At 51.3% G+C, this 25682-nt stretch carries 26 protein-coding genes; 14 read left to right on the top strand and 12 right to left on the bottom strand.

Going from position 1 to position 25682, the window contains the following annotated elements; genetic code table 11:
• The first annotated feature begins 51 nt into the window (after positions 1 to 51).
• From OQV00_RS14605 to OQV00_RS14570, 8 genes are all read left to right on the top strand, one after another.
• Positions 52 to 1563, top strand: coding sequence for an FGGY-family carbohydrate kinase (locus tag OQV00_RS14605; protein WP_266278837.1), 1512 nt, complete (start codon positions 52 to 54; stop codon positions 1561 to 1563).
• Complete coding sequence (locus OQV00_RS14600; protein ID WP_048024383.1) at positions 1563 to 2597, top strand: zinc-dependent dehydrogenase; 1035 nt, start codon at positions 1563 to 1565, stop codon at positions 2595 to 2597. The genes OQV00_RS14605 and OQV00_RS14600 overlap by 1 nt, the downstream gene beginning before the upstream one ends.
• Before the next feature lie 182 nt (positions 2598 to 2779).
• Entirely contained in the window at positions 2780 to 3523 is a 744-nt protein-coding gene (locus tag OQV00_RS14595) for a GntR family transcriptional regulator (protein ID WP_048024381.1), read from the top strand.
• Between the two features lie 5 nt (positions 3524 to 3528).
• A complete protein-coding gene (locus tag OQV00_RS14590) occupies positions 3529 to 4368 on the top strand; it encodes a class II aldolase (protein WP_048024379.1) in 840 nt (279 codons plus the stop codon).
• A gap of 43 nt (positions 4369 to 4411) precedes the next feature.
• Positions 4412 to 4681: an HPr family phosphocarrier protein gene (locus tag OQV00_RS14585; RefSeq protein ID WP_048024377.1), complete on the top strand. Its 270-nt coding sequence runs from the start codon at positions 4412 to 4414 to the stop codon at positions 4679 to 4681.
• A 70-nt stretch (positions 4682 to 4751) separates the two neighbouring features.
• On the top strand, positions 4752 to 5534 hold the full coding sequence (surE, locus tag OQV00_RS14580) for a 5'/3'-nucleotidase SurE (protein WP_266278834.1): 783 nt from the start codon (positions 4752 to 4754) through the stop codon (positions 5532 to 5534).
• Positions 5535 to 5627: 93 nt separating this feature from the next.
• Positions 5628 to 6680: a galactitol-1-phosphate 5-dehydrogenase gene (locus tag OQV00_RS14575; protein ID WP_218016573.1), complete on the top strand. Its 1053-nt coding sequence runs from the start codon at positions 5628 to 5630 to the stop codon at positions 6678 to 6680.
• Between the two features lie 62 nt (positions 6681 to 6742).
• Complete coding sequence (locus OQV00_RS14570; protein WP_141231291.1) at positions 6743 to 7099, top strand: hypothetical protein; 357 nt, start codon at positions 6743 to 6745, stop codon at positions 7097 to 7099.
• Positions 7100 to 7266: 167 nt separating this feature from the next.
• Here the strand turns inward: OQV00_RS14570 and OQV00_RS14565 are convergent, their stop codons facing one another.
• The 9 genes from OQV00_RS14565 to OQV00_RS14525 form a co-directional block, all read right to left on the bottom strand.
• A complete protein-coding gene (locus tag OQV00_RS14565) occupies positions 7267 to 8331 on the bottom strand; it encodes an alpha/beta hydrolase (protein ID WP_266278831.1) in 1065 nt (354 codons plus the stop codon).
• Positions 8332 to 8438: 107 nt separating this feature from the next.
• Positions 8439 to 9023, bottom strand: coding sequence for a flavodoxin (locus OQV00_RS14560; protein WP_065906393.1), 585 nt, complete (start codon positions 9021 to 9023; stop codon positions 8439 to 8441).
• A 9-nt stretch (positions 9024 to 9032) separates the two neighbouring features.
• The gene (locus OQV00_RS14555) at positions 9033 to 9794 is read right to left on the bottom strand and encodes a carboxymuconolactone decarboxylase family protein (protein WP_044023536.1); all 762 of its coding nucleotides are present in this window, start codon (positions 9792 to 9794) and stop codon (positions 9033 to 9035) included.
• A complete protein-coding gene (locus OQV00_RS14550) occupies positions 9772 to 10251 on the bottom strand; it encodes a (R)-mandelonitrile lyase (protein ID WP_015584508.1) in 480 nt (159 codons plus the stop codon). Before OQV00_RS14550 ends, OQV00_RS14555 begins: the two co-directional genes overlap by 23 nt.
• A 107-nt stretch (positions 10252 to 10358) precedes the next feature.
• The gene (locus OQV00_RS14545) at positions 10359 to 11048 is read right to left on the bottom strand and encodes a DUF4405 domain-containing protein (protein WP_015584507.1); all 690 of its coding nucleotides are present in this window, start codon (positions 11046 to 11048) and stop codon (positions 10359 to 10361) included.
• Between the two features lie 9 nt (positions 11049 to 11057).
• Positions 11058 to 11714, bottom strand: a complete 657-nt coding sequence (locus OQV00_RS14540) for a flavodoxin (RefSeq protein WP_088884016.1) — start codon at positions 11712 to 11714, stop codon at positions 11058 to 11060.
• Positions 11715 to 11778: 64 nt separating this feature from the next.
• A complete protein-coding gene (locus OQV00_RS14535; RefSeq protein WP_015584505.1) occupies positions 11779 to 13248 on the bottom strand; it encodes a heavy metal sensor histidine kinase in 1470 nt (489 codons plus the stop codon).
• 15 nt (positions 13249 to 13263) lie between these two features.
• On the bottom strand, positions 13264 to 13944 hold the full coding sequence (locus OQV00_RS14530; protein ID WP_015584504.1) for a heavy metal response regulator transcription factor: 681 nt from the start codon (positions 13942 to 13944) through the stop codon (positions 13264 to 13266).
• Positions 13929 to 14225, bottom strand: coding sequence for a hypothetical protein (locus OQV00_RS14525; RefSeq protein ID WP_044023535.1), 297 nt, complete (start codon positions 14223 to 14225; stop codon positions 13929 to 13931). The genes OQV00_RS14530 and OQV00_RS14525 overlap by 16 nt, the downstream gene beginning before the upstream one ends.
• 250 nt (positions 14226 to 14475) lie before the next feature.
• Between OQV00_RS14525 and OQV00_RS14520 the strand changes: the two genes are divergently transcribed.
• The 4 genes from OQV00_RS14520 to tsaA all read left to right on the top strand — a co-directional run bounded on the left by OQV00_RS14520 (position 14476) and on the right by tsaA (position 18925).
• A complete protein-coding gene (locus OQV00_RS14520) occupies positions 14476 to 15525 on the top strand; it encodes an alpha/beta hydrolase (protein ID WP_266278826.1) in 1050 nt (349 codons plus the stop codon).
• Between the two features lie 432 nt (positions 15526 to 15957).
• A complete protein-coding gene (locus tag OQV00_RS14515; RefSeq protein ID WP_071824623.1) occupies positions 15958 to 17229 on the top strand; it encodes an MFS transporter in 1272 nt (423 codons plus the stop codon).
• Between the two features lie 4 nt (positions 17230 to 17233).
• On the top strand, positions 17234 to 18109 hold the full coding sequence (locus tag OQV00_RS14510; protein WP_266278824.1) for a DUF1932 domain-containing protein: 876 nt from the start codon (positions 17234 to 17236) through the stop codon (positions 18107 to 18109).
• 345 nt (positions 18110 to 18454) lie between these two features.
• Complete coding sequence (tsaA, locus tag OQV00_RS14505) at positions 18455 to 18925, top strand: tRNA (N6-threonylcarbamoyladenosine(37)-N6)-methyltransferase TrmO (protein WP_015584499.1); 471 nt, start codon at positions 18455 to 18457, stop codon at positions 18923 to 18925.
• Positions 18926 to 19092: 167 nt separating this feature from the next.
• Here the strand turns inward: tsaA and OQV00_RS14500 are convergent, their stop codons facing one another.
• Positions 19093 to 20061, bottom strand: a complete 969-nt coding sequence (locus OQV00_RS14500) for a threonine dehydratase (protein WP_032717329.1) — start codon at positions 20059 to 20061, stop codon at positions 19093 to 19095.
• A gap of 25 nt (positions 20062 to 20086) precedes the next feature.
• Here OQV00_RS14500 and OQV00_RS14495 point away from each other — a divergent pair, with 25 nt between their 5' ends.
• On the top strand, positions 20087 to 21493 hold the full coding sequence (locus OQV00_RS14495; protein ID WP_227699787.1) for an aminotransferase-like domain-containing protein: 1407 nt from the start codon (positions 20087 to 20089) through the stop codon (positions 21491 to 21493).
• A 473-nt stretch (positions 21494 to 21966) separates the two neighbouring features.
• Positions 21967 to 23022, top strand: coding sequence for an NAD(P)-dependent alcohol dehydrogenase (locus OQV00_RS14485; protein WP_015584496.1), 1056 nt, complete (start codon positions 21967 to 21969; stop codon positions 23020 to 23022).
• A 46-nt stretch (positions 23023 to 23068) separates the two neighbouring features.
• On the opposite strand, the gene OQV00_RS14480 is transcribed toward OQV00_RS14485, so the two are convergent.
• The gene (locus OQV00_RS14480; protein ID WP_227699786.1) at positions 23069 to 24193 is read right to left on the bottom strand and encodes an AraC family transcriptional regulator; all 1125 of its coding nucleotides are present in this window, start codon (positions 24191 to 24193) and stop codon (positions 23069 to 23071) included.
• Between the two features lie 197 nt (positions 24194 to 24390).
• On the bottom strand, positions 24391 to 25665 hold the full coding sequence (fabF, locus tag OQV00_RS14475) for a beta-ketoacyl-ACP synthase II (RefSeq protein ID WP_032717332.1): 1275 nt from the start codon (positions 25663 to 25665) through the stop codon (positions 24391 to 24393).
• Positions 25666 to 25682: the final 17 nt, after the last annotated feature.

Raw genomic sequence — 25682 nt, 5'->3', positions numbered from 1 at the left:
ACTGCTTTTGAATTAAACAAACGTTGTCCCTTGCAAAAAAAGGGGAGAGTGATGTATACGATCGGAATCGATGTGGGTACGACCAATTGTAAGGTGTGTTTGTTCGCTATTCCTTCTTTGGAATTAATGAATCAGTACAGTTTCAGAACGCCTAAAATTGTTGACGGAGAAAATACTGATTTTGATGTCCGCCTCATCTGGGAAGGGGTCATCCATGGCCTCAGAACAATAACCAATATTCTGGATGATGCAGAGCAAATCAGCGCCGTAGCGGTCGCCAGTGTGGGAGAAGCCGGCGTTCTGCTTGATGATAACGATAATGTCGTTGGTCCGGTACTGACCTGGTATGACACGCGGCCTAAACAACAGCTGGAAAATATTATTTCCGCCATGGATATCGAACATATCTATGAAATAACCGGTATCCCTGCACATTCAAATTACAGCATCAATAAAATTAAATGGTTGCAGGATAATATCAGCAATGCCCATGAAGGCCGGAAATGGTTATGCCTGGCGGAATATATTGCCTTTAAATTATCTGGGGTGAAACGTTCGGAATACTCCCTGGCTTCACGAACGATGGCATTAAATATTACTGAGATGAACTGGGATAAGCAGCTCATTACTGCTGCTGAACTTTCCCCTTCGTTATTTAGTCCGCTGGTCCAGGCCGGGGAAGCGATTGGTACCGTCGCGCCAGATGTCTCTGAACTGACCGGACTGACGGCGGACACGCGCGTCGCCATCGCCGGGCATGACCATATGTGCGGTTCCGTGGCCGTCGGATTGACCAGTGAAGATCAGATCCTGAATTCCACAGGAACAACAGAGGGATTGCTGGTGGTGACTGAAGCAGTCAACAACACTGAACGGTTCTTTCGTGCCCGGGTGTCAAATGGCATGCATGTGCTTCCAGGGTTCCATTCTCTGTATGCCTCACTGCCTTCTGCCGGGTATGCCATTGAATGGTTCAGAAACCTCTTCGAGCTCGATATGCCCGCGTTCCTGAGAATGGTGGATACGCTTCGCCACGAGCAGGACATGGCTGTGGCTGGCGCGCTTGACGGTATCTTCATTCCCCATCTGCGGGGCAGCGGACCTCCGGACAGAAACACCTGGTCCCGGGCATTAGTTTACGGTCTTGATGATAAGTCCCGACCGGAAGATGTTCTGCGCTTTGTGTTCCAGGGGTTGTGCTTTGAACTACGAAACCTGCTGGATTTATACGAAACGCTGATCGGAAAAAATTATCCGGTCGTGAATGTGATTGGGGCCGCCTGCAAAAACCCGTACTGGTTGCAGCTTAAGGCCAATATTCTTAACCGAGAAATAGTGGCCTGTAATGTCAATGAGGCCGTGAGCAAAGGGGCTGCCATGCTGGCAGCGAAAGCTGCAGGTGTGGACGTGGAATCTCTTCCCGGAACAGCTGAAGAACAGACCCGACGCTACCTGCCGGAGAGTGATGCCGTGATGCACTATCAGGCAATTTACACTCAGGTCTATAAGCCGCTTTATGAATCCAAGATGCGTACTGAGCGTCTCTGTAATGGAGTTAACTAATGAAAGCCAGCGTTTACTACAGTAAAAATGATATTCGGTATGAAGATGTCGAGGTGCCAGAAATTGGCGACGGCGACATGCTCATCAAAATGCACTCCTGTGGCTTGTGCGGTACCGATATTCATAAAGCGCAGCACCAGACGGTGACCGGCCCGGTGATCCTCGGCCATGAAGTGTCGGGGGAAGTGGTGAAAGTCGGTAAGGATGTTACCCGCTACCGGGTAGGTGAACGGGTGGTAACCGCCATTCATGTTCCCTGTTTTAACTGCCATTACTGTGATCGAGGGTTCTTCACTCTGTGCGATCAGTTCAAGAAAACTAATCTGGAACCTGGCGGGTTCAGTGAGTTTATTCGTATCCCACGCCTGCACGTTGAACATCTGACGCACCGGATAATCGACGGTCTTGACTGGGATCGGGCGGCAATGATCGAGCCTGTCGCCTGTTGTCTGCATGGCCTGAAATCATCCAATATCCATCCGAAAGATACGGTGCTGGTTCTGGGCTCCGGTACCATTGGCCTGGTCAGCGCACAACTGGCGGCATTGAAAGGCGCCTCGACGGTAATTGTATCCGACCTTTCCCGGTTTAAGCGTGAACTGGCGCTGAAGGTTGGGGTTACCCACGCGATCGATCCGGCAAACGAAGATGTCGAAACCCGGGTAGCAGAAATTACCCAAGGGAAAGGTCCGGATGTGGTGATTATCGCCGCCGGGGTCTCGTCCCTGGTTTCTCAGGCCGTCAATGTTGTACGCCGCGGGGGGAGAATTGTTGTGTTCTCACCATTTGATAAAAATCCGGTTGTGGAAATTGATGCCAGCAGACTGTTCCGGGATGAAATTTCAATCGTGGGCACCTATTCACTAACGCCTTATGACATGAAAGAAGCGATTGAGATTGTGGAAAAAAACAAAATCAATACGAAAGACATGATCACCCATACCTGGCCCTTGTCCCGTATGGCTGAGGCGATTGAGTTTGCTTCCAATCCGGATAATGACGTTCTGAAAGTCATTATTAAAGCTGACGTATGACGGATGCGCCTCCGTATTTCTGTACGGAGGCCTCTGCAGAATGGAAAGCGTTGCCGTGCGGACATCTGTATGTTGGGCTGAAACTGTGAAGTTGGTCATATAGTTAAATTTTTAAAAACGCTGTATCATCATGAGTTGTTCATACTTGTATACAGATGATCTACACACAGGAGAAGCATCACATGAGTACCATACTGCAAGACTCTGAAATTCCATTATATATGCAGGTTTCTGAATGGATCCGCGGGAAAATCTATAAGGGTGAGCTGGGTAAGGGGGATCGGATCCCTTCCGAAAATCAGATCATGGAAATACTTCAGGTTAGCCGAGGCACGGTTAAAAAAGGTGTCACGATGCTGGTCAATGAAGGGTTGTTGGTTCAGGTGCAGGGAAAGGGGACTTTTGTTAAGAAAGAAAATATCTCCTACTCCCTCGGAGAAGGATTGTTATCTTTCGCGGAGTCGCTCGAAAGCCAGCACTTATCTTTTACGACGGAGGTTATTGATTCCTGTATAGAAAAGGCGTCAAAAGGAGTGGCCGCAAAGCTGCAGATAGAACCCGGCACACCCATTTTTTATCTTAAACGAATCCGTAGTGTGGACGGGGAAAGGGTTATGTTAATTGAAAACAGAATCAATATTTCGCTGTGTCCGGGAATAACTGAGGTTGATTTCAATAAGCAAAACCTGTTTCAGACTGTCGAAGCCATGACGGGACGAAAAATTGAATATTCTGAAAGCCGCTACGCCGCAAAAATTGTGGGTAGTGAACGGGGGCACTATCTGGAAGTGAATGAAGAAGCACCGGTGCTTCATCTGGAACAACTAGTATTCCTCGATAATCATATGCCATTTGATTTCGGTAATGTCTGGTTGAAATCAGATAAATATTATTTGGGTACAGTACTTCAACGAAGAAAGAGGTAAATATCATGCCATTAGTAAACGGTAATATCCTGCTCGATCGTATCCGTGAAAAACGTGTCCTGGCGGGTGCATTCAACACCACCAACCTGGAAACCACTATTTCTATTCTGGACGCGATTGAGCGTTCAGGATTACCTAACTTTATTCAGATTGCACCGACAAATGCAAAATTGTCGGGTTATGATTATATCTATGAAATTGTGCGTAAACGCGCGGCGACCATGGATGTGCCGGTCAGTCTCCATCTTGACCATGGTAAAGAGCTGGATGATGTTAAGCGGGCCGTTCGAGCAGGCTTCACCTCCGTGATGATTGACGGGGCAGAGCTGCCGTATGAAGAAAATATTGCGTTTACTAAAGAAGCCGTCGATTTTTGTAAATCTTTTGGCGTGCCCGTTGAAGCGGAGCTCGGCGCGATTCTGGGTAAAGAAGATGACCACGTCAGCGAGGCCGACTGTAAGACGGATGTGAATCAGGTTCGCCGGTTTGTGGAAGAGACTGGATGCAGCATGCTGGCAGTTTCCGTCGGTAACGTTCACGGTCTGGAAGATATTCCGCGCATTGATATTCCGTTGCTGCAGGAGATTGCCAAAGTATGTCCTTGCCCGCTGGTTATCCATGGTGGTTCCGGCATTGATGAAGATATCATCCGCAGTTTTGTAAAATATAACGTCGTGAAGGTTAATATTGCCAGCGATCTACGTAAGGCATTTATTACCACAGTGGGTCAGGCGTGGACGCAAAATAACAATGAAGCAAATTTGGCTAAAGTGATGTCTGGTGCGAAAGCGGCAGTAGAAGCGGACGTTTATAGCAAAATTCTGATGATGAATAAGGCGTCCTGACATACCTTTTCTTTTAATTCTTCAATCAGAGTTGGATGTAAAAATGATTCGAGAAAATATTCGTGTTGTTAACAGCACGGGACTGCACGCACGTCCTGCGGCCACATTTATTAAAACGCTAAAAAAATATGAGTCTTCTGTTACGCTTATAAATAACGGTAAGGAGACCGTTATTAAAGGACTGATGAGTGTATTGGGAGCCGGCGTTAAAGGTAAGTCCAGTATTGAAATCATCTGCGAAGGTCCTGACGAACAGGTTCTGATGGATGAAATCAAAGGATTATTTGCCAGCGGCTTTGGCGAGAAAGAATAATCCGCTTTATTCCCGGGAAAGTTTAACTCACTGACTGGTCTTTATTTATCCCTGAAAGGGAGGTAATACTGTGGCTCAAAAATGGTTACAACGGATCTTGCTTGTCAATGATGACGGTATTGATGCTCCGGGAATTAAATTGCTTGAATGGGTGGCAAAACAGCTCACCGATGAAGTCTGGATCGTGGCACCTGCAACGGATAAAAGCGGGGTGGCCAACTCTGTCAGCCTGAGGGAACCTGTCCGTGTGGAGCCACGCGGAGAACGTCGGTTTGCAGTGCATGGTACACCGGCTGATTGTGTCACGGTGGCCGTCCGGCAGTTGATGAAAGAACAGCCCCCACAGCTGTTACTGTCAGGCATTAATAACGGCTCTAATATCGGTTTTGAAACCGTGCTTTCCGGCACGGTAGGTGCGGCCATCACTGGCCTCCTGCTCGGCATTCCGTCGGTCGCACTGAGTCAGGACAAACGACCTGAGGACGCTGTTAACTGGCGTACGGCAGAAGCCTTTTGCCTGCCCGTACTCGAAACGTTACTCCGCCGGGGATTGCCGCTGGACTGTTGCCTGAGTATTAATTTCCCCGACCTGCCCGCGGAAAAGATCAGGGGAATTAAAGCTACGCGCCAGGGTATCGGCAAAGTGCAAGGATTACAGGTCGTACCCACGACAGACCCGCACGGAGAAAATTATTTCTGGATCCGGGTGGAGCATGGGGTCACGACATTTCCTGAACACAGTGAGGCCGGGGCGGTTTCTGAAGGATATATCTCTGTTACGCCTTTAATGTTTGAAAGAACGGCCATGGAATGCTGGCACCAGCTTTCCGGACTCCTGAATTCGCCACACTAGTCCCTGACATAGCAGGTGCGTTTGTCGCCCTTGTGGGGGGGCGACATTTTTTTCACATTCGTGTGTTTAACTCTGATACCAGCGAGTGAGATTATGATGAAGGCACTGAATTTGTATGGTGTACAGGATGTCCGCTATGAAGACGTGCGGAAACCTGAAATTGAAAACGAAAATGATGTTCTGATTAAAGTGCATACGGCGGGTATATGTGGTTCTGATATATCGCGTTTTGGTAAAATTGGCTCATATAACCCCGGTCTGACCTGGGGACATGAGTTTTCCGGTACCGTAGAGAGCGCGGGGAGTGGGGTGACATCGGTCAGGAAAGGCGACCGCGTCACAGCCTGTAACTGCTTTCCTTGCTTCCACTGTGATTACTGTCAACAGGGCAATTATGCCCGGTGTACCGATCTGAAGGTGCTGGGGGGCCATGTCAGCGGGGCTTTTGCTGAATATATTCGGATGCCGGCGGAGAATGTCCTCAAATTACCCGACTCGATGGACTTCGCGACCGCAAGCTTTATCGAGCCATCCAGTGTGGTTGTCCATGGTATGCGGCAGGTCGATATCAAACCGGGTAGCAGTGTGGCTGTTGTCGGGTGCGGCACCATCGGCTTACTTGCTGTTCAATGGGCAAAAATCTGCGGTGCGGGAGACGTATTCGCATTTGACACCGATGAAATGAAACTCGAAATTGCGGCGAAAACCGGAGCAACGGCAACGTTCTGCGTAAAAGATGAAAATCATTTATCCCGGTTCCAGGAGGTTACCCATAACGCCGGTGTTGATGTTGTCTTTGAATCATCCGGGAATGCGGCCGGGGTCGGCTCATCTCTGCTTCTGGCGGCTAAAGGCGGCACGGTGGTACTGCTGGGTATCCCTTACGGAGACGTTGCCTTACCTCGACTGAATTTTGAAAAAATTGTACGGAATGAGCTTAAGGTCATTGGCTCATGGAACTCAATCTCTGCGCCGTTTCCGGGAAAAGAGTGGCAGACCTCCATTCATTACCTCAGTACCGGGCAGATTGATGTCTACCCATTAATTACTAAACGGGTATTACTGGAAGAGGTTCCGTCGATTTTGCCGGGGCTTTATAACCGGGAAGCGTTTTTCGTTAAGGTCCTGGTCAATATCGACGCGTAACCCTGAGGATCGTGTGGAAGATTGTATTTCTCATCATTACACAGGTTATGCATGGGGGTAATATGAATCCGTTGCATGAACTTATTATTCTGAATCATTTTTATTACTGTTTTCTTCTGGCGATTAAACTAAGAAAACGCAATCTTCCCTCTATGAATGGTATCAACCAGAAAATCTTTATGAGGCAGTGGCTTTCCACTGCACAGAAAAAAAGACTATTTGATAAACTGGTCTATGAAGAAATTCAGTGGTTGCTTGCAAGCCTCTCGGATGAGAGGACAACCTTTCAGGAGTTCGAATTTAATATTGAGCTGATTTACTATCGCTCTTTCGAGATGATTAAAGAAAAGGAAGTTTTCGTGCCCTCTGTCAGTTGTATTCACGCTTACCGGACAGACAGGTCAGTTATATTTTCATAAAATCGATAAATTTCTGTCCTTTCTTGCGTTGGACCTCGTTTTTCTTGCATGACAAAGTGCACGTAAAGGTTACATTTTGCCGGTACTTGAATAACTTACTTGATACGATGAGCGCCCACGGATCACTGGGCGCTTTCCTAAACTAACAATGTCATCTTCTATTACTGCTACTGCAGATCTTTTTCCTTCAGGAACTGACTCACCAAATCAGCAATCTGCACATTATTTAAATCAGAGAACGGGAAGTGGGTATTACCTTTGATACCTATCTCAGGCAGATGCGTTACCGTGACATCCCCGCCATGCTTGTTCACCGCGTCACGCCACTCGCGAGCCATCGCCAGACGAACGCGCCAGCTGTCCTGTGCCGGCATGGCGACGGGTTTCTCCGGGATGTTATCGCCGTAAATAATCAGAATCGGGATTTTAGTCAGCGCCATAAACTGTTTCAGCGGCACAGGCTCACCCTTCAGCGTGTCGAATGCGCTTGGCATCGGGGCAGGGAGTTCTTGCTCCGGGAAGACAAAGCTGCTGCCAGGCTCGAAGGCAACAATGGCTTTGACCTTGTCGTTTTTCATCGCCGTGTACCAGCCCGGTCCGCCACCCTGAGAGTGGGTGAAGAGGATCGCCGGGCCGGATTTATCCACGACAGCGGACATCGCATCGGAGATAACGTTGATATCAAACGGCCCGGTATTGGGGGGCATCTGACGGAAATACTGATTCAGGGCTTCTTTATCGTGTGAGAACTGGACGCCTTTAAAATACTCCGGCCACACGCCGACGCGGAACTGATTAAACCACATCTGCTCATCCGGTTTTGGCGTTACCGTACCTTCTACAGTCGTGCGCCCGGCGCTGCCCCGACGCGGTTGATCGACAAGCCAGGTTGAGAATCCGCGGCGCAGGAAGATGTTCTGGAACCCTTCACGACCATCCGGGGTGCTTTCCCAGGTACGGGAAAACTGACCTGCACCGTGCAGCATAACAATAGGGTATTTATGCGGATTCACCGGGATTTGGTAGAACACGGACGCATGATCGCCATGATAAGTTTGACCAGCAGAGTCCAGCGGTTTTTTCGCGTCGAAGGTTCCCGGGGCAGTGATGAGGGTGCCACCGGCAGAAAAGCTTCCTTGTTCCTGAATGACCAATGGCTCGGCATATACCGACTGAGCCACCAGGCCACCCGCCATGGCGCAGATGGCCAGCGTTTTTAAAATCGTCTTCAAGATTACATCCTCTGTTATGTTTACCGTTCAATCATATCTGAGTTGTCTGCGTTAATTATTTAGCAGCCTTGATTGCCCTTATTTGGCAGCCTCATGAATGCGGGCGATTAGCCGCGGATGGTTTCTAACCAGCGGTTGACCGTTTCTGTGGTTCTGCGCTCCTGGTCGCATTCAATGACCAGCGGTTTTTCCCGGCGCGCGGTGGGCGCCAGACTGGCAAGGATGTCGTCGCTGTCTCCTTTACCGTAGCCGCCGTGAGTAATGAAGGGGATGAGTAATTTCCCCGCAAGGTTATGGCTGCTAAGAAACGTTTGCACGACGGGGGGGACGCTGGTCCCCCAGATGGGAAAGCCTAAGTACACAGTCTCATAGCGTGAGATATCTGCGACGCTATTTTTTAAGGCGGGTTTGACTCCCCGCTCACGCTCATGTTTTGCTTGTTCAACGGTCTGAAAATAGTCTTCCGGATATGGCGTTGCCGGTTCGATTGCCAACAGATCGGTGTTCAGGCTGCGATGAATGACGCCGGCAATCACCCGTGTGTTACCGCTGCGGGAAAAGTACGCCACCAGAATTCGACTTTTACCCTGTACATTTGCATTTCCGGTGGCTGCTGATGACCGCGAGACGTTCGCCAGCGTCAGCCCGGCAAGCGCGGTAAGCAACATTCTGCGGGTGGGATCATGCTCCATAATCAACTCCTAATGGTTGGCGAGAGCCTGTTGCAGCGCCTTTTCAGCTCGCATAGCCGCATCATTTTCGCCATATTCACGCAGAACCTGCGCCAGCTGGCGCAGCTGCGCTGCCGTCAGGCCGACCCGCATGCTGGCTCGCGTATGCGATAACAGCTGGGCTTCGACGCCCGGAGTGGCCGCTAATGCGCCAACCGTTGCCAGCTCGCGGCTCTGCCAGTCGAGGTTATCGCGGGCGAAAATATCGCCGAACAGATGCGTTTGCAGAAATTGATTAATGACCGGTGCAAAATCAAACAGCGGCCCCTGGACGGGAGCGCCTGAGATTTTGGTCTGGTTTGCGGTACCGACCCGGCGAAGTTCATCCCCGACTGGGATGGTGGCGACCGGTTCTTTGCCCTCAACGTCTTCAATACCACGTTGTTTGCGTGCGTCGACGACCTTCATCAGTTCACTGAGCGCATTCAGGCTACGGGGGAAGCCCGTATAGGCATAAAGCTGGACGAGAATCTCTTTGGCTTCGTTTACCGTGAGCCCAGCGTCAAGTCCCTGATTCAGGGCCGTATTCAGCTTCTCCATCTGACTGCTGGCCATCGATGCCGCGATCAACGGGATGGCCTGCTGGCGAGCTGACAGCGTATCTGAAACGGTTTGTTGCTGGTTCATTTCTGAGGCTCCTGTATTGACGGGGGCAGCATTTGCGGTGAGAGCAAAACCAAAGGTCAGCAGTAGCGCTGCCGTTAATGCCTTAATGGGCGTGGTATTGTTCATCTGTCACTTTCTCCATCCAGTTAACGCTTTTGCCATCCACAATCCCGGTTATCGCCAGATGCGTCATTGCACTGCCGGGGGCAGCTCCGTGCCAGTGTTTGACGCCCGCCGGACAAGAGACAACATCGCCAGTGCGGATGACCTGCACCGGCTGGCCTTCTTGCTGGGTGAGCCCGACGCCAGAGGTCACGATCAGCCGCTGACCTGCCGGATGCGTATGCCAGGCGGAGCGGGCACCAGGTTCAAAGGTGACATAAGCCGCGGAAACCCGGATGTCGTTATCCGCCTTGAACAGGGGATCGACCCGAACGCGACCGGTAAAGTTCTCCGCTGGCCCATACACCGCGATCTGGCTCCCGGCGGGGGCGATATGGACAGCGGAATGTTGTGCCGCTGCCGAGGATGAAAAAGTGAAGAGGGGCAGTAACAGCCCGAGGTAACGTAAATGTCCGATCATGCAAAGCGTCCTTATCTACGATGAGGGGGATGGTCTGCAATGATTGTAATAAGGGTGGCATGTCGTCAGGCTGACGCCCCCCTGACAATGATGTCAGTTAAGCTCTATTAGGGTGACACCGCTTTATACTTCCTGAAAATAAAGCACCAAAGCAAAAACCGTGTCATTAATGCAAATAAAACAATAATGGCCAGGTAGCGCAAATAAAACAGAAGGGTAGATTCGTCGTAGTCGAAAAAGGAGAAATCCACCTTCATCAGCAAATAGTCGAGATAGTTCTGATTCAGAAGCCAGTACAACCCCAGTAACGCAATAATCGAAAAAATCCCCGGCATAATGACATTGGCAAAGCGTGAGTCGTCGGAGATGTTCAGGATCCGGCAGAAAAACGTTGCCAGCATTTTCCAGTGCAGCCCAATATGCAGTGCCAGAATGAGCATTCCCCAGTGGACCGACGTCATGTGTATTTTTCTGACCCAGCTTGCCGGGTTGTGGAACGGCAGGTCCAGAAGGATATGTCGGGACAGCATCATGCCAGAGACAATCGCGGTCAGAATAACAACGAATGTCACCACATTAATGGCTCTGTTAACTATCCGCATCGATAACGGAATTTTCATCGACAATAACCACAAGCGCCGCCTGTTAAGATATAAATGCAAAATGATGAGCAGCGTAAAAATAATACCCGCCCATTCATGAATGATTTCACCCTGAAGGTGAAACCCCATCAGCACCAGCAGAAGTAACGTCATGAGCGTATCCTGCATGACCTGGAAAATATAAATTTTCTTCATGTCGATGGCTTAACGCGGTGGCTGGACTTGTTTGACCCATTGCTCAACTTGCGTGGGTACGTCAGGATCTGCAATATCGTTGCGTGAGATCGAGAGCGCGCGAGTGACTAATTTGGCCTGGGGCTGCATGCGGGCAATTTCTCGCAGGGAGTCGGCTAACTGGCTGCCTCCATGGGTGGTAAAGGGAATGACCGTTTTACCGGCAAAATCATTTTGCTCAAAAAGGCTATATATCACCATGGGCATGGTGTACCACCAGATGGGGTAGCCGACGTAAATGGTGTCGTACTCGCTGAGTGCGGGGAGCGGCGCTTTTAGCGCGGGCCTGGCTTTAGTTTGCTGCTCCTTTTCGGCAACGCGTAACAGCGCGTCATGCTGGCGAGGGTAGGCGGTGGTTGTTTCAATGCGAAACAAATCGCCGTGAGTCTGTTTCTGCACCAGCTGCGCAATAAACTGCGTGCTGCCGGTCTCTGGGGCATTTTTTTGTAATACGCTGGCCCCGGAAAAACCATCCACGGCATCAGGTTTCATCTCCTCGGGTTGTGAAAAGTAGATAATCAGCGTGCGGGACTGAGCAGATGAATTCTCTGATGCGGACGCGGGCTGTCCCAGAAGCCCCGTGAAAATTATCGCCAGAAACCCGCTAAATACCTTGTTTATTCTCACTGTTTCATTCCTTCCATCAGCAGTGGTTAGTCTTAGCGGTGATTCTGGCGCAGGCAACCTGACATCAGACTGACGGCCCTCTGACAATTTCGTCAGAGGGCTTAGCGTGCGGACGTCCCGATGTTGTCTCTGAAATCAGTCTCTCTGTTCGGATAGCGTCGGGTTGTTTAGCAAACGTCAGTCCAAATGTATTGATGCCACCTTCACTACGGGCAAAGACATCTCCCCGGTGCATAATGGCGACGGCACGCACGATCGACAGCCCCAGCCCATGATGGGTATCACTCCTGGCTCGGGAGGTGTCGACACGATAAAACCGTTCAAAAAGCCGATGTAAGTGCTCCGGTGCTATCGGATCGCCTGGGTTTGAAACTTCAACACAGGCTTGATTATCCTTTTCGCTGAGTCGCACGGTGACCGCACTGTTCGATGGCGAATGCCGGGCGCTGTTTTCCAGTAAATTGGCCAGTGAGCGGTGGAACAGCCGCCGGTCGATGTGCGCGCTGACATCGCCCTCAACATCCAGAGAAAGCTGTTTTTCAGCAAAGGAGGGCTCAACATACTCCGCGGTTTTCAGGGTTTCTTCTCGCAGGGAGACCCGGGTAAGCTGGGAAGCATGTTCACCTGCGTGAGCGTGGGACAGGAACAGCATGTCGTTCACAATTGACGTCATGCGCTCCAGCTCCTCGAGATTTGAACCCAGCAACTCTTCCAGTTCATCAGGCGAGCGTCGGCGCGAGAGACCCAGCTGCGTCTGACCAATCAGGTTGGTCAGCGGTGTGCGGAGCTCATGGGCAACATCGGCGTTAAAGCTTTCAAGCTGTCGCCAGGCGACCTCCTGACGCGCTAATACGCCGTTAAACGATGAGGCTAACTGCTGTAGTTCTTCGGGCAATGCGCGGGTATCCAGGCGTTGGCCATGGTCCACCGGGGCGAGATGTTGTGCCTGTTTACTGAGCATTCCCACCGGACGCAGACCAATCCTTGAAACGACGTATCCCAGCAGGGCGACGATCGCTACGCCCAGCGCGGCAATAATCAGCAGCGTACGCGTGAAGGCATTCAGTGTGCCCATATACGGCGTGGAGTCGATGGCAACCACGTAGCGCAGCTCAGGCCTTTCACCGTTGGCGGGGATGGTTTTCACTAACAGGAACAGTGAACATGCCCCTTCCGCTGCGCCGGGCACTTGATTAAACCCCTCCCGTAAAGCAGACCACTGGACTCCCAGCGGCGGCGTTCCCCCTATACTAAAGCGCGGATCGTCGCTCACTATCCAGTAGCGAACGCGCTCACCTTCAGAATTGGTTAACAGGGTAAATTTACTGGTAAGCGTCGACCAGCCGTCAGCCGAGGTCCGCGCGGTGATCCATGGACTCATCAATGATTCCCGGAATAACAGCTCGTTGTGCATCTGCTTTTGCAGAGAGTCATGCAGAGAGCTTCTTAGCAGGATACCGATAACGGACACGATCAGCAGCGCGGATAGGGCGAACATCAGCGCCAGGTGGACTGAGATGGAGCGCTTAAGCATGCTTATCCCCTTCATTTATTCAGCGCGGACTTCAAGGACGTACCCCATACCACGAACGGTATGAAGTAGCTTGATGTCGAACGGGGCATCCACTTTGGCGCGCAGACGTTTAATGGCGACTTCAACCACGTTGGCATCGCTGTCAAAATTCATGTCCCATACCTGCTCAGCAATCATCATCTTGGACAGAATTTCTCCCTGATGGCGGGAGAGAAGGCTCAGCAGGGAAAACTCTTTTGCGGTCAGTTCCAGTCGCGTTCCGGCGCGAAATACCCGGCGAGCCAGTAAGTCGAGATGCAGATCGTGAATGTGCAGCTGGGTGATGTCTGCACCGTCCACAGAGCGGCGCCGCACCAGGGCCTGAATACGCGCCACCAGCTCAATAAGTGAAAAGGGCTTGGGGAGATAATCATCAGCGCCAAGGCGAAGTCCTTTGACCCGTTCGTCGACCGATCCCCGTGCAGAGAGCATCAGCACCGGCGTCTGTTTGACGGCTCGTACCCCCTCGAGTACCCGGTAGCCATCCATCCCCGGCAGCATCACATCCAGGATGATGGCGTCGTAGTCAAACTCCAGCGCGTAATGAAGGCCCTCAGCGCCATCGGCAGAGATATCGACCGTAAATCCGGACTCACCCAGCGCACGGCTGAGATAGGTTGACGTTTTTTCTTCATCTTCGACTAACAACAGGCGCATAACGGGACTTCCTCTAAGCTTTTCAACGGTGCTTCAATATCTGAATAGATCTGTCCGGCATCCGGCAGACGTTGCCCCTGGATAGTCAGGGTAGCCAGTGAGCGGGTAAGCGCGGTCATCTCTGCGGCGGTCAGCGATACGCCGGCCGCCGCTCTATTTTGTCGCATAGGGTCTTTATTTGTTGCCGATACATGGGGAATCAGCAAGGTGGCGGCAATGCTCGCCCTGGCGACTAATCGCTTACGTCGCTCTGGTCGTGTTGAGGCGTTTTGGCGTTTCATCGATCGCTCCTTTGCTCGGAAAATTGAACATGAATCTCATCTAACCGAGACCATTCTGCGCCTTGATAGCCAACATAAAGCTGACGCTTACCTGACAGCGCTGTCAGGAACAGGTTCTCATCCCGGTCCGCTTCCTGACAAAAATGTTATTCCTCGGTCACGCTGCTGACAGCCCTTTCTCCCTAACCTGAGGCTGCAAATTGAATTCCGCGAGCCTGGATAACCAGGCTGATACTCATCGGGAGAGACCATGAAATTGATGCTTATAAGCGCCATGCTGCTGACAGCTGTCGCCGGAGTGACCTCAGTCAAGGCGGCTGATTACAAGAAAAATCCGTTCACCCTCGTTTATGACGGTGCCATTACTGAAAATATCGAAGGTAAGGTCAACATTCATCCGGTGAAATACGATCTGCACGGCATCCAGATTGCTGCGAATGTCTATACGCCAGCTCACTACGATCCCGCCCAAAAATACCCTGCGGTGGTGGTCGCACACCCTAATGGCGGCGTAAAAGAGCAGGTCGCGGGTTTGTATGCCCAACGTCTTGCTGAGCAGGGGTACATCACGATTACCGCCGACGCGGCTTATCAGGGCGCTAGCGGCGGGATGCCTCGTAGCGTGGATAAACCGGCAAATCGTATTGAGGATATCCACGGTATGGCGGATTACATCAGCCAATATCCTGGGGTCGATACCGCCCGCCTCGGTCTGCTGGGTATTTGCGGAGGTGGCGGGTATTCACTGGCTGCCGCCGAGACGGATAAACGATTCAAATCGATTGCAACCATCAGCATGTTTAATTCAGGGCTTGTACGCCGCAATGGTTTTCAGAATTCACAGCTGGATACTATCCAGCAGCGGCTTCAGCAGGCTTCTGACGCCCGTGCTCAGGAAGCTGCCGGAGGCGAAGTGCTTTACTCCGGCGATGCAAATCTGACGGATGAACAGATCGCTAAATTACCTTTTGCCCTCTATCGACAGGGCTACGAGTACTACTGGAAAACCCATGCCCACCCGAACTCAACGTTTAAATACACCACCAGCAGCCTGTTGGATTTGATGAGCTTTGACGTGACGGACCATATCAATCTCATCAATAAACCGCTGCTGATGATTGCCGGTTCAAAAGCGGATACGCTCTATATGACTGAAGATGCGTTCGCGAAAGCGACCGGTACGCAGGATAAAGAACTGTTCCTGATCAATGGCGCTACTCATATCGAAACATATTGGGTTCCTAAATACGTTGACCAGGCCATGCAAAAGTTAGACGTCTTCTTCAATAAGCATATTTAGTTCGCCTCCGATGCCCCCGGCCGCACAGGCTGGGGTATATCCTCTGCTTGTGGCCAAATTCAGTGTGTTACTACAGGAGATCGAGTTTTGGCGCTGGCGTTTTGCCTTATGCGGGATACTTACAACAGTATTACTTTACGTTATCTTCACACTTTCATCATAGTGTTTAGGGTTTTTTATTGTTAACTACATTTATTACCTTATTTATAGATGGATTTTTTCGTAACAATATACAAAGTGAAGGACTCACAGAATAAAACGATTTTCTAAGCCATCGTTGGTATTTTTCATGGTTACTTTTATTGATACCCATAGAGGTGAAAACGGGCGTCGCTAGCACAAACAAGGGATCGGGGTCAGGGGACTCGCGGTAGTATCAATCGCTACACTCGTGACCCAGCCGAAATTCAACTTATAAGGTTCATGTTGTGTATGTGTAGATTAACGCGTGTTCACTATGCCTGGTATGTTGCTTTTGCCTGTTTGGCTATATCGTCTATCCGTGCCGGAATCGGTTTCCAGACCATGGGTTTCATTATAAATCCGGCCCGGGAAGAGCTTGGATGGTCCAATACTCAAATTACAGGGGTCATCGCATTCAGAGAGCTGATCGCAGGCGCTATCGCCCCTCTTGTCGGCTGGTTAGTTGATCGACGGGGGCCCGGAATTATTATAGTGGTTGGCGCTATTCTTGTTGGCTTCTCCCTCAGTGTGGTCTCTTTCACACAAACTTTCTGGCAGTTCGCGCTTATTTTTGGCGTAATCGGCGGTATCGGAGTTGCGGGCCTGTCTAACGCATTAGTGTTTCCTCTGATTGCCAAATGGTTTACGACGCAGCGCGGGCGTGCGACCGGTCTGGTATCATCTGGCGCCAACCTCGGCGGCATATTGCTGTCACCCGTTATCATTTGGCTGTTGTCTATTTCCGACTGGCGCTCTACCTGGTTCTTGCTTGGTTTTCTGCCCATTCTCTTTCTGGTGCCACTGGCTCTCTTTGTTCTACGTCGCGAGCCAGCGGATATGAACCTTCTGCCGCTCGGCGAAGAGCAGGGTAGCGCATTTGCTCAAGAAAAAAGCGGGGGGGAGCGTCCTGATCTTACATTGACAGAAGCCATTCGCTCGCCTGGTTTCTGGTGTCTTATCGTCGGCTGGAATCTCAGCGATTTTGTCTTGAAAGGCGTCTTGTTACATAAGGTTCCGGCGGCAGAATCGCTTGGCTTTACAACCGCCGAGGCAGGTAGTGTGATCTTGACCTATGGCGCTTTTGCGATCCTGGGTAAATTATTAACGGGTTTCATTGTAGAGCAAGTTTCAGCGAAATGGGTTGTTCTCAGCCTCTCTGTATTTCAGGCAATAGGTCTCATCCTCTTCATCACCGCGGGGAATATTTGGCAACTGCAGTTAGGCTATGGTGTCTTGAGCGGTTTATCTGCAGGAGGGCTGATCATGATGATGCCGTTTCTTCTCGCTTCGTTATTCGGGCGCAAGAATCAAGGCGTTATTATGGGGGTCGTTACGCCCTTAGTCATGATCTCAGGTATCGGTGGACCGTTATTGGCAGCGCTGCTGTTCGATATCACGGGTAGCTATATATTTGCCTTCGAGATTTACGCGGCGATTGCCGTTTTCGGTGGTCTGGCTCTTCTGGGTGCCTGTATTACCCCCACGAATAACACCAAATCCTTAAATCTATACAGGAGGTAATATCATGTCGACGATCGCTATTCTCTATCCGGGCCAAATGGGCAGGGCTTTTGCTGCATTGCTGCGGGCGACTGGCCATGAAACGATCAGTCCGATGGGTTGCCGTAGCGAGAAAACCCAAAAATCGGCACGGGAGATCGGGATAGGCATGCGCGACAGCATGGCCGATGCTGTTGTTGAAAGTGACCTGATTTTGTCGCTGGTCCCCCCATCGGCTGTCGTCGAGGTGGCACATCAAGCAATTCGTGCCTGCCGAGAAAAGAATGCTATGCCCGTATTTATCGATCTGAATGCAAAGACCCCTGCGGATGCAGAGTACTTGAGCAGGGTTTTCGACCAGGCTTCATTGCCTTTTTGCAATGCTTGTATTATCGGGCGCGCCTCACATTTGGGCGAAGAAGGACGAATTTATGTCAGTGGTCCAGACACAATGCCGATAGAAAAATTATTTAAAGGTATATTGCCGGTGATTCGACTTGGCGATGAAATCGTCCAGGCATCAATTTTCAAAATGGTTTTTGCAGGTTTCAACAAGGCTGTTACTGCTGCCTTGTTTGAAACGGCTAATACTGCCAATGCTTTTGATGTTACCGATCCTCTGTTCGAGCTGCTTGAGTATCATCTGGGAAGCACATTGTCTGATTTACGAAAGCTGGTTCCAACCTATCCGCACCACATCACGCGTAGGGCAGAAGAGATGGAGGCGTTGGCACAGATGTTGAGTGACAGCCGGTTACCGAACAAGATTGCATTGGCTGCCGGGGTAACATTCCGTAGTCTTGGCTCCAGCGATTGCTGGTCTGGGGCTGAAACCTCACCTCAATTCATGGAGTTGTTATTGAATACTAACTATCGGGTCACATCTGGCAAGATAGTGTAATTGCTAAGCCCACTTTTTGTGGTTTCGACTCGTTTGGGCGCGTGAGCCATATTTGTATCGTTTTATCCGTCACAGCATGACAGATCACACACCGTATTCTGATCACATCATTGGCGCTGTAAGCATCCCGGCTTTAGTTCCACGCATCTTTTGAGCTTGACCCCGGCGTCAGAAACGGAGGCGCGATAAGTTACGGAACAGCCCGTTTCACTCGATGAATAACATTTACCTTTAAAGTATGATTTTTCTGTTGCATCGACTTAATAGTTAATTCAGGATGGTTTTTGTCGTCGACGGCTACTGTGAATATAAAATGGTGGAAATATTGACGCTAAGGAATTGTATATGCAAGAAATTAATCTGCACGCAATAGGTATAATTACTTTAATGGATGATAAAGTAAATGTTATCCTGCATCCTCCTTACCGGGATGGATTAAAAGGAATAGAAGGGCATAGTCATGTCAGTCTATTATGGTGGTGTGATGGTTGCGATGATAAATCGTCTCGCCAGACTATTATTACATCAACGCCTTATACTGAAGATGAAATGGGCGTATTTGCCACTCGCTCGCCGCAAAGACCGAATCCCATAGCGATTACAACAACAGAGGTATTGCATGTTGATTTAAACGCCGGATTGCTCATTGTATCCTGGATTGATGCGGAAAATGGTAGTCCAGTTATCGATATTAAACCTTACATTCCCAGTTTAGATCGTGTGGAAAATCCAATAACCCCTGAGTATTTATCTAACTGGCCCAGTTCTTTAGAAAAGTCTGCTGATTTTGACTGGTCTTCAGTTTTTAATTATTGATAAAGCCACAAAATTAGATTTTACTTGCAAGTCTCTTCCATGAGCGATCCTGAAAGTTTTACCCGGAATATTTTGTATCAGTAAACAGCCTATATTGGGTAAGTCAGGGTTAGCTGACAAGATGGCTCATGTAGGTATAGTGAATGAACGAGGGCTTATCCCTGCCTCTATGGGGTGGGGATCTGCTGCTGCAAAATACTGGCATAGAGGGGGCGATCAATATTGGCTCCGCTCAGTATTACGGCCACTTTTTTGTTTTTCTGTAATCGGCGTTCCTTTATTAATCCCGCGAGGCCAGCGGCTCCTGCTCCTTCAGCCATATTATGCGTATCTTCATGATAGATGCGAATGGCATGGCAAACTTCATCATCGGTGACCCTGATAATGCGCTCTGCACCGCGCTGAATCATGGCAAATGATTCAGCCAGAGGCATACGACAGGCAAGGCCATCGGCCATGGTATCGGCGCTTAGCGTCGTGATAATTTTCCCTTGTTCAAAGCTTTGTGCGAATGCGTCAGCCTGGTCAGAGACAATACCTACTATTTTTGTCTTTAGACCAAGCAAATCCCGGGTTTGTATTAAACCACAGATGCCTGAACCCATTCCGACCGGTACATAAACGGTATCCAACTCAGCCACGGCATTAAAGAGTTCCAGCGCGTAGGTTGCAACGCCAAGGATAAGGTCTTTATGAAATGCGGGAACAAAGTAAAGCCCCCTTTGTTGCGCTATCTCAGCGGCTTTAGCGCGCGCTTCATCAAAATCAACACCGTATTCGATGATTTGTCCGCCCAGCGCCTGCATGGCGGCATTTTTTTCACGGGAATTACCCTTTGGTACAACCAGGTAGCAGGGCAATCCCGCTTTTGTTGCCGCCAGAGCCAGGCTTTGTCCGTGGTTCCCTCGTGTTGCGGTAATGATACCGTTAATATTAGGTTCCCGTTTTAATAAACAGTTAATAAAAATGATCCCGCCTCTTATTTTAAAAGCGCCGGTTGGTGTATGATTTTCATGTTTAACCCATACTTCGCAATTTAAACGTTTACTCAATAAAGGCCATGTATATTGTGGCGTAGCTGGCATAACATGGTATACCGCGCTGGCTGAGGCGCGTAGTTCATCTATATTAAACATAGTTGACACTCTCTGGTTGTAAGTCTTGCTCCAGAGCGTAGCAACCGATATTGTATGGGTAAATAATTATATTGTATGGCAGGCAATAATGTGGGTCCCAACATTAAAAGAGACAAATCAACCTAAATATATTCTCCTGGTGGAAGCTATTGCCGAGGCGATTGAAAAAGGTGAACTCAAAGTGGGGGAGCGTTTACCGCCGCAGAGACAGTTGGCCTGGAAGTTAAACCTGAATCCGAGTACGACCATGCAGGCCTATAGGGAAGCCGCCCGGCGACATCTGGTTAGCGGTGAAGTGGGACGCGGGACTTATGTGCTTCCAGGGAGCAAGGAGGCATCACTTTTTTTGATAAAGAACCCACCACCGTTAAAAGAGCGTATCGATCTTTCAACAAACCTTCCTGCTATCGATCAAGATAATCGCGACCTGGCTTCAACGCTCATGGAGCTCACGATGTCAGCTGAGTGGGGCGGTGTGCAAAGCTATTTAACGCCGGATGCCATTCAATCAGGAAAAATTCGGGCTACTGAATGGCTTAAATTACGTAAGGTAAGTTATTTACCTGAAAACATAAAACTATGTGCCGGAGCGCAGCAAGGTCTGATGACGGTTTTGCTTTCTCTTTGTCAGAGGGGAGAGTCGATTCTGGTAGAAGATCTCACTGCACCCGGGATCAAGGCTGCATCGCGGCAACTACATTTACCGTTGCACGGAATTATGTCAGATGAACAGGGCATAATTCCGGATGAGTTTGATCGAATGATTCGTACCACAGGTGCAAGAGTGGTTATTTTAACCCCTTCTCTGCAGAATCCTACGGGCACGGTTATGGGACATCGGCGGCGTGGTGAGGTTGCTGATATTATCAATAAATATCAACTCATAATGATTGAAGACGATGTCTATGGCGGATTGATTAAACAGCCACCGCTGAGTGTTTTATTACCGGAGCGAACCATTCTTATCAGCAGTTTTTCGAAAACGGTGGCTGCGGGCTTGCGACTGGGATATATCGCAGCGCCAGTCCCCCTGTTAAGCAAGATAGATCCGGATGCTCAGCTAACGCATTGGGCGGTATCTTCGCTAAATCTGATGATAGCGAATCGGTGGATTGAGGATGGCACGGCTGAAAAAAGATTAAACTGGCAACGCAGAGAAGTTGCACAACGCTGGCACCTGGCGCGTAAGCTTGTAGGACAATATATGCTGAATGCGACCTGCCCAAGCCCACATGTTTGGCTTACAGCCCCTTTCGAAACACCTGAACTGGTCCAACTCTGTTCTCAGGCGGGAATTAATGTTGTATCGGCAGATGTTTTTGCGGTACGACAGGCCCCGTTGAATGCAATTCGAATCAGTTTAACAGCCGCTAAAAATCAGGTTCAATTAAAAAGCGCTTTGGAGACTATTGCCACTTTATTGGCGGTTTAACCGAATCAAAAAATGTAAGCTGTAGAGGTGCTGCAATGAAAAAGTCCTGAATTCAAACGTGAATCCGCTCAGTTGCCTGTCGATCAAAATTACACCGTCTCTGACCCAGCTAAGGCTATGGATGTTGGTCTTTCCACGATATCGTTGGGTATTACAGCGCGCTCAGGCTGCATGAATATAACGGTGGGCTATCATCTAACGAATCAGAAAACGATACTGGAAGAACGCTAAAGTGGTGGCCAGTTTTAGTTGACCACTACACATATTTTGCGTGAAGCGCCATGCGCGCCGTCCAACGGTAATACTCAACCCAGGTCGCTGCATATCCTCTCGGAGCATACCCGGCGATATTTTCCCGCGTGCCGATATTTACGGCTCAAGAGTAATAGGCAGTAATCAGGCAGGATCGGGCTCACCGGGTTGCCCATCTGGCCGCTACAGTTCAGCAAGGTTAATGCACAACTGGAGCAGCTATGAAAACGATGGGTTATGCCGCACTTAATGCCACCACTCCGCTGGTTCCCTTCAGCTTTGAACGACGCGCTTTGCGTCGTAACGATGTGGCGATTGAGATCCTGTGGTCCGGGGTGTGCCACAGCGATCTGCATCAAACCCGGGATGACTGGAAAGAGTGGGGGGCGACCGTTTATCCCTGCGTTCCCGGGCACGAAATTATTGGCCGGGTAAGTGAGGTTGGCAGTGAAGTTAGCCGCTATCAGGTTGGGCAGATGGTGGCCGTCGGGACGATAGTCGACAGCTGCCAGGAGTGCGATCAGTGCCGCCGCCATGAAGAGCAGATGTGTCGCGAATTTCCGACGGTAACCTACAATGGCCGCGATCGCATTTCGGGCGAGATCACCTATGGCGGCTATGCGAAGCATATCGTGGTACGCGAAGAGTTTGTCTTAAATCTGCCGGAAGAGCTCGATCCTTCCCGCGCCGCGCCGCTCCTGTGTGCCGGTATTACCGTTTACTCCCCGCTGCGAACCTGGAATGTGGGACCGGGCTCACGCGTAGGGGTGATTGGCATCGGTGGCCTGGGGCATCTTGCCGTACGTCTGGCAGAGGCGCTGGGCGCTACGGTCACCGTGATTACCCGGAGCGCGGCAAAAGCTCAGGAGGCGCATGAGCTGGGGGCGAAACATGTTTTACTGTCGACCTCAGCAGAGGATATGCAGCGGGCAGGCTCCTCGTTCGACGTGATCATTGATACGATTCCCACCCGGCACGATCTCTCTGCGTACGTGCAGTTGCTGGATATTGAAGGGGCGCTGGTGATTGTCGGCAATCTGGGCGATATGGACGGTTTCAGCACCTTACCGCTCATCCTGGGCCGCCGCCGCATTACCGGCTCACCTTCCGGCGGCATTGCGCAAACCCAGGAAATGCTGAATTTCTGCGCGCAGAAAGGGGTTTACCCGGAGTGCGAGATCATCCCGATCCAGCAGATTAACCAGGCGTTTGAACGCATGGAACGGGGAGAGGTGAAGTACCGTTTCGTGATTGATATGGCCTCGCTATCGGCCTGATGAGGACGGCTGACATCGGTGAACCGCTGTCAGCCTTTGCTGAGCTTTAGTAGGGGCGCCCGGTCCCGGCCGCCAGCGACAGGGCTTTATCGCCGATCGGCGTGATACCAAACTGACGCTTGTACTCACGGTGGAACTGGCTGACGCTTTCATACCCCACGCTTATCGCCGCCGTCGAGGCATCCGCATCTTGCGACAATAACAACCGTCTGGCTTCAAGAAGCCGTAGCTGCTTTTGGTACTGCAGCGGACTCATGTTCGTCATGCGGCGAAAATGGTGGTGCAGCGTGGAGACGCCCATACCGGCAATTCGCGCCAGCGCTTCGACTTTTAACGGCTGCGCATAGTTATCGCGTAGCCAGTCCAGGGCCACGGATATCCGTTGCCCGCTGGAGCCGGTCAACACGGTTTCCCTCAGGGTCCTGCCCGCCGGGCTGGTGAGAATACGATACAGTATTTCGCGCTGAATGAGGTTACCCATGTAGCCTTTATCCTGCGGATGTTCGTTGGCGTTCAGATAGCGTAGCAGCGCATCAAGCAGCGGGCCGTCGGCCGGCCCCAGGGACATTCCCTCATCGCTGTATTCCGCCTCATTTCCGTACTGTTTCATGTCGATCATCACTTCCCGGGCGAGAGATAAGTCCAGCTGCAGCAGCAGCGAGATAAACGGTTGTTCAGCGCTGGCTTGCATCACTTCGGCGACGGTCGGCAAATTGACGGCGGTCAGAAGAAAGTGGGATTCATTATAAGCATAGGTTTTTTCGCCCAGACTGACGCGCTTCTCCCCCTGAATAATCAGCGACACGCTGGGCTGGTAGAGACAGGCACAGGGCGGCATCGGGCGGTGTAGTTCGACAACGCTCATGCCGGGAAAGGGGCAAAGAATATTTTCCCGCCGTCCGGTATAGGCTCTGATTTTCTCTCTGATCTCACCACGTCGCGACGCCATTTCCTGTTGCCAGCGTCTATGCTGTGAGTCCGGATGGTTATCAGGCATGGTCTGGCTCCTCAACTGAGTGATGTAGGCTTTACCTGGCCACAGGGCAGAAAAACGATCGGCCGCGTCGGCACCCACGATATTATGTACCGACAGGCTGCGCAAACGGACGGTGTTCCCCGCGCTGCGATTCACACTAAAGGTTAAACCGCGCTGACCCATCATCAGCGCCATGCCGGCGAAGATCCCGGTTAGCCCGACAGCAAGCAGACGGATGAGATGATATCTGGCGCTTGTTACTCTGATGGTTGGGGGGATGGTGGCTGAACCTGAACGCGGGGAAAACTCATGCATCAACCAGCGGAAATAAACCGAGAGTATCCAGGCGCTGAAACTCCCCTCCGGCCTTTGCCAGAGGGGGAGCTGAACAATTATTCCCAGCGTTTCAGCAGCAGGCTGGCGTTGACGCCGCCAAAGCCAAACCCGTTCGACAGCGCATACCGCATTTTCTGCGGGCGGGCCACCAGCGCCACCAGGTTCAGGCCTTCCGCGTCTTCATCGGGGTGATGCAGGTTCAGCGTCGGCGGCACTATCTGGTCACGCAGCGCCTGAATGGTGAAGATGGCCTCAATCCCGCCGGCTGCGCCTAACAGATGGCCGGTTGCTGATTTCGTCGACGTAATGGCGACGGGATGGGTAGCAAACAGGCTTTTAATCGCCGCCAGTTCGCCTTTGTCTCCTACCTGAGTCGAGGTGGCGTGGGCGTTGATATGGTCAATCTCTTCTGCTGTCACCCCCGCCTGACGAATGGCCATTTCCATGGCCCGGCGCGCGCCGTTCCCGTCTTCCGGACCTGCGGTCAGGTGATAAGCATCTGCGCTGGTGCCATAGCCCACCAGCTCCGCCAGCGGGGTGGCGCCGCGCGCCAGGGCGTGTTCCAGCGACTCAATCACGATAAGCCCGGCGCCTTCTCCCATCACAAAACCATCGCGGTCGCGGTCGAAAGGGCGGGAGGCCGCTTCCGGCTGCTCATTGGACGCGCTGGAGAGCGCCCTGGCTGCGGCAAATCCGGCAAGGCTGACGCGATGAATTGCCGCTTCTGCGCCGCCGCAAAGGGCGATATCCGCCTCGCCGCTGCGGATCATCCGTGCAGCATCGCCAATGGCCTGCGCGCCTGCCGCGCAGGCGGTGACCGGCGCGCCGATGGGGCCACGGAAACCGTGGGCGATAGACACATGCCCGGCGGCCAGGTTGGCAAGAAAAGAGGGGATGGTGAACGGAGACAGGCGACGCGGCCCGCGATCATCCGTTGTATGTACCGCATTGGCGATCTCGCCAAAGCCGCCGATCCCGGTGGCAATGACCGTTGCGGTACGATCTTGTTCTGCCGGTGATGCCGGCGACCACCCGGCCTGCGTCAGCGCCTCACGTGCGGCGACCAGCGCAAACTCGATAAAGCGATCCATCTTTTTACGTTCCCTGGCCGGGATGGTTGCCAGCGGATCGAAGCCGTGCAGCGGATCGCGTTCGATGGACGGAACCTGCCCGGCCACTTTGCAGGGAATGTCTTCGACCAGCTGCTCGCTAAGCTTTGTAATACCTGACCTGCCTGCCAGCAGCGACTGCCAGACGTGCTGTACGCCGCAGCCCAGAGGGCTGACAATCCCCATCCCGGTCACGACAATGCGTTTAGCTGAAACGCTCATAATCAACTCTCCTGTAA

Origin of the sequence: Klebsiella sp. DY2415 (genome assembly GCF_026314315.1) — a bacterium.
GTDB classification, from domain to species: Bacteria; Pseudomonadota; Gammaproteobacteria; order Enterobacterales; family Enterobacteriaceae; genus Klebsiella; species Klebsiella ornithinolytica.
The sequence above is the reverse complement of the archived record's forward strand: the minus strand, read 5'-3'. Positions and strand labels throughout refer to the sequence as shown.

Coding starts and splice junctions, on each gene's coding strand:
- OQV00_RS14605 (WP_266278837.1), top strand. CDS start 52: ATGTATACGATCGGAATCGATGTGGGTACGACCAATTGTAAGGTGTGT.
- OQV00_RS14600 (WP_048024383.1), top strand. CDS start 1,563: ATGAAAGCCAGCGTTTACTACAGTAAAAATGATATTCGGTATGAAGAT.
- OQV00_RS14595 (WP_048024381.1), top strand. CDS start 2,780: ATGAGTACCATACTGCAAGACTCTGAAATTCCATTATATATGCAGGTT.
- OQV00_RS14590 (WP_048024379.1), top strand. CDS start 3,529: ATGCCATTAGTAAACGGTAATATCCTGCTCGATCGTATCCGTGAAAAA.
- OQV00_RS14585 (WP_048024377.1), top strand. CDS start 4,412: ATGATTCGAGAAAATATTCGTGTTGTTAACAGCACGGGACTGCACGCA.
- OQV00_RS14575 (WP_218016573.1), top strand. CDS start 5,628: ATGATGAAGGCACTGAATTTGTATGGTGTACAGGATGTCCGCTATGAA.
- OQV00_RS14570 (WP_141231291.1), top strand. CDS start 6,743: ATGAATCCGTTGCATGAACTTATTATTCTGAATCATTTTTATTACTGT.
- OQV00_RS14560 (WP_065906393.1), bottom strand. CDS start 9,023: ATGGAGCATGATCCCACCCGCAGAATGTTGCTTACCGCGCTTGCCGGG.
- OQV00_RS14555 (WP_044023536.1), bottom strand. CDS start 9,794: ATGAACAATACCACGCCCATTAAGGCATTAACGGCAGCGCTACTGCTG.
- OQV00_RS14550 (WP_015584508.1), bottom strand. CDS start 10,251: ATGATCGGACATTTACGTTACCTCGGGCTGTTACTGCCCCTCTTCACT.
- OQV00_RS14545 (WP_015584507.1), bottom strand. CDS start 11,048: ATGAAGAAAATTTATATTTTCCAGGTCATGCAGGATACGCTCATGACG.
- OQV00_RS14535 (WP_015584505.1), bottom strand. CDS start 13,248: ATGCTTAAGCGCTCCATCTCAGTCCACCTGGCGCTGATGTTCGCCCTA.
- OQV00_RS14530 (WP_015584504.1), bottom strand. CDS start 13,944: ATGCGCCTGTTGTTAGTCGAAGATGAAGAAAAAACGTCAACCTATCTC.
- OQV00_RS14525 (WP_044023535.1), bottom strand. CDS start 14,225: ATGAAACGCCAAAACGCCTCAACACGACCAGAGCGACGTAAGCGATTA.
- OQV00_RS14520 (WP_266278826.1), top strand. CDS start 14,476: ATGAAATTGATGCTTATAAGCGCCATGCTGCTGACAGCTGTCGCCGGA.
- OQV00_RS14515 (WP_071824623.1), top strand. CDS start 15,958: ATGTGTAGATTAACGCGTGTTCACTATGCCTGGTATGTTGCTTTTGCC.
- OQV00_RS14510 (WP_266278824.1), top strand. CDS start 17,234: ATGTCGACGATCGCTATTCTCTATCCGGGCCAAATGGGCAGGGCTTTT.
- tsaA (WP_015584499.1), top strand. CDS start 18,455: ATGCAAGAAATTAATCTGCACGCAATAGGTATAATTACTTTAATGGAT.
- OQV00_RS14500 (WP_032717329.1), bottom strand. CDS start 20,061: ATGTTTAATATAGATGAACTACGCGCCTCAGCCAGCGCGGTATACCAT.
- OQV00_RS14485 (WP_015584496.1), top strand. CDS start 21,967: ATGAAAACGATGGGTTATGCCGCACTTAATGCCACCACTCCGCTGGTT.
- OQV00_RS14480 (WP_227699786.1), bottom strand. CDS start 24,193: ATGGCGCTGATGATGGGTCAGCGCGGTTTAACCTTTAGTGTGAATCGC.
- fabF (WP_032717332.1), bottom strand. CDS start 25,665: ATGAGCGTTTCAGCTAAACGCATTGTCGTGACCGGGATGGGGATTGTC.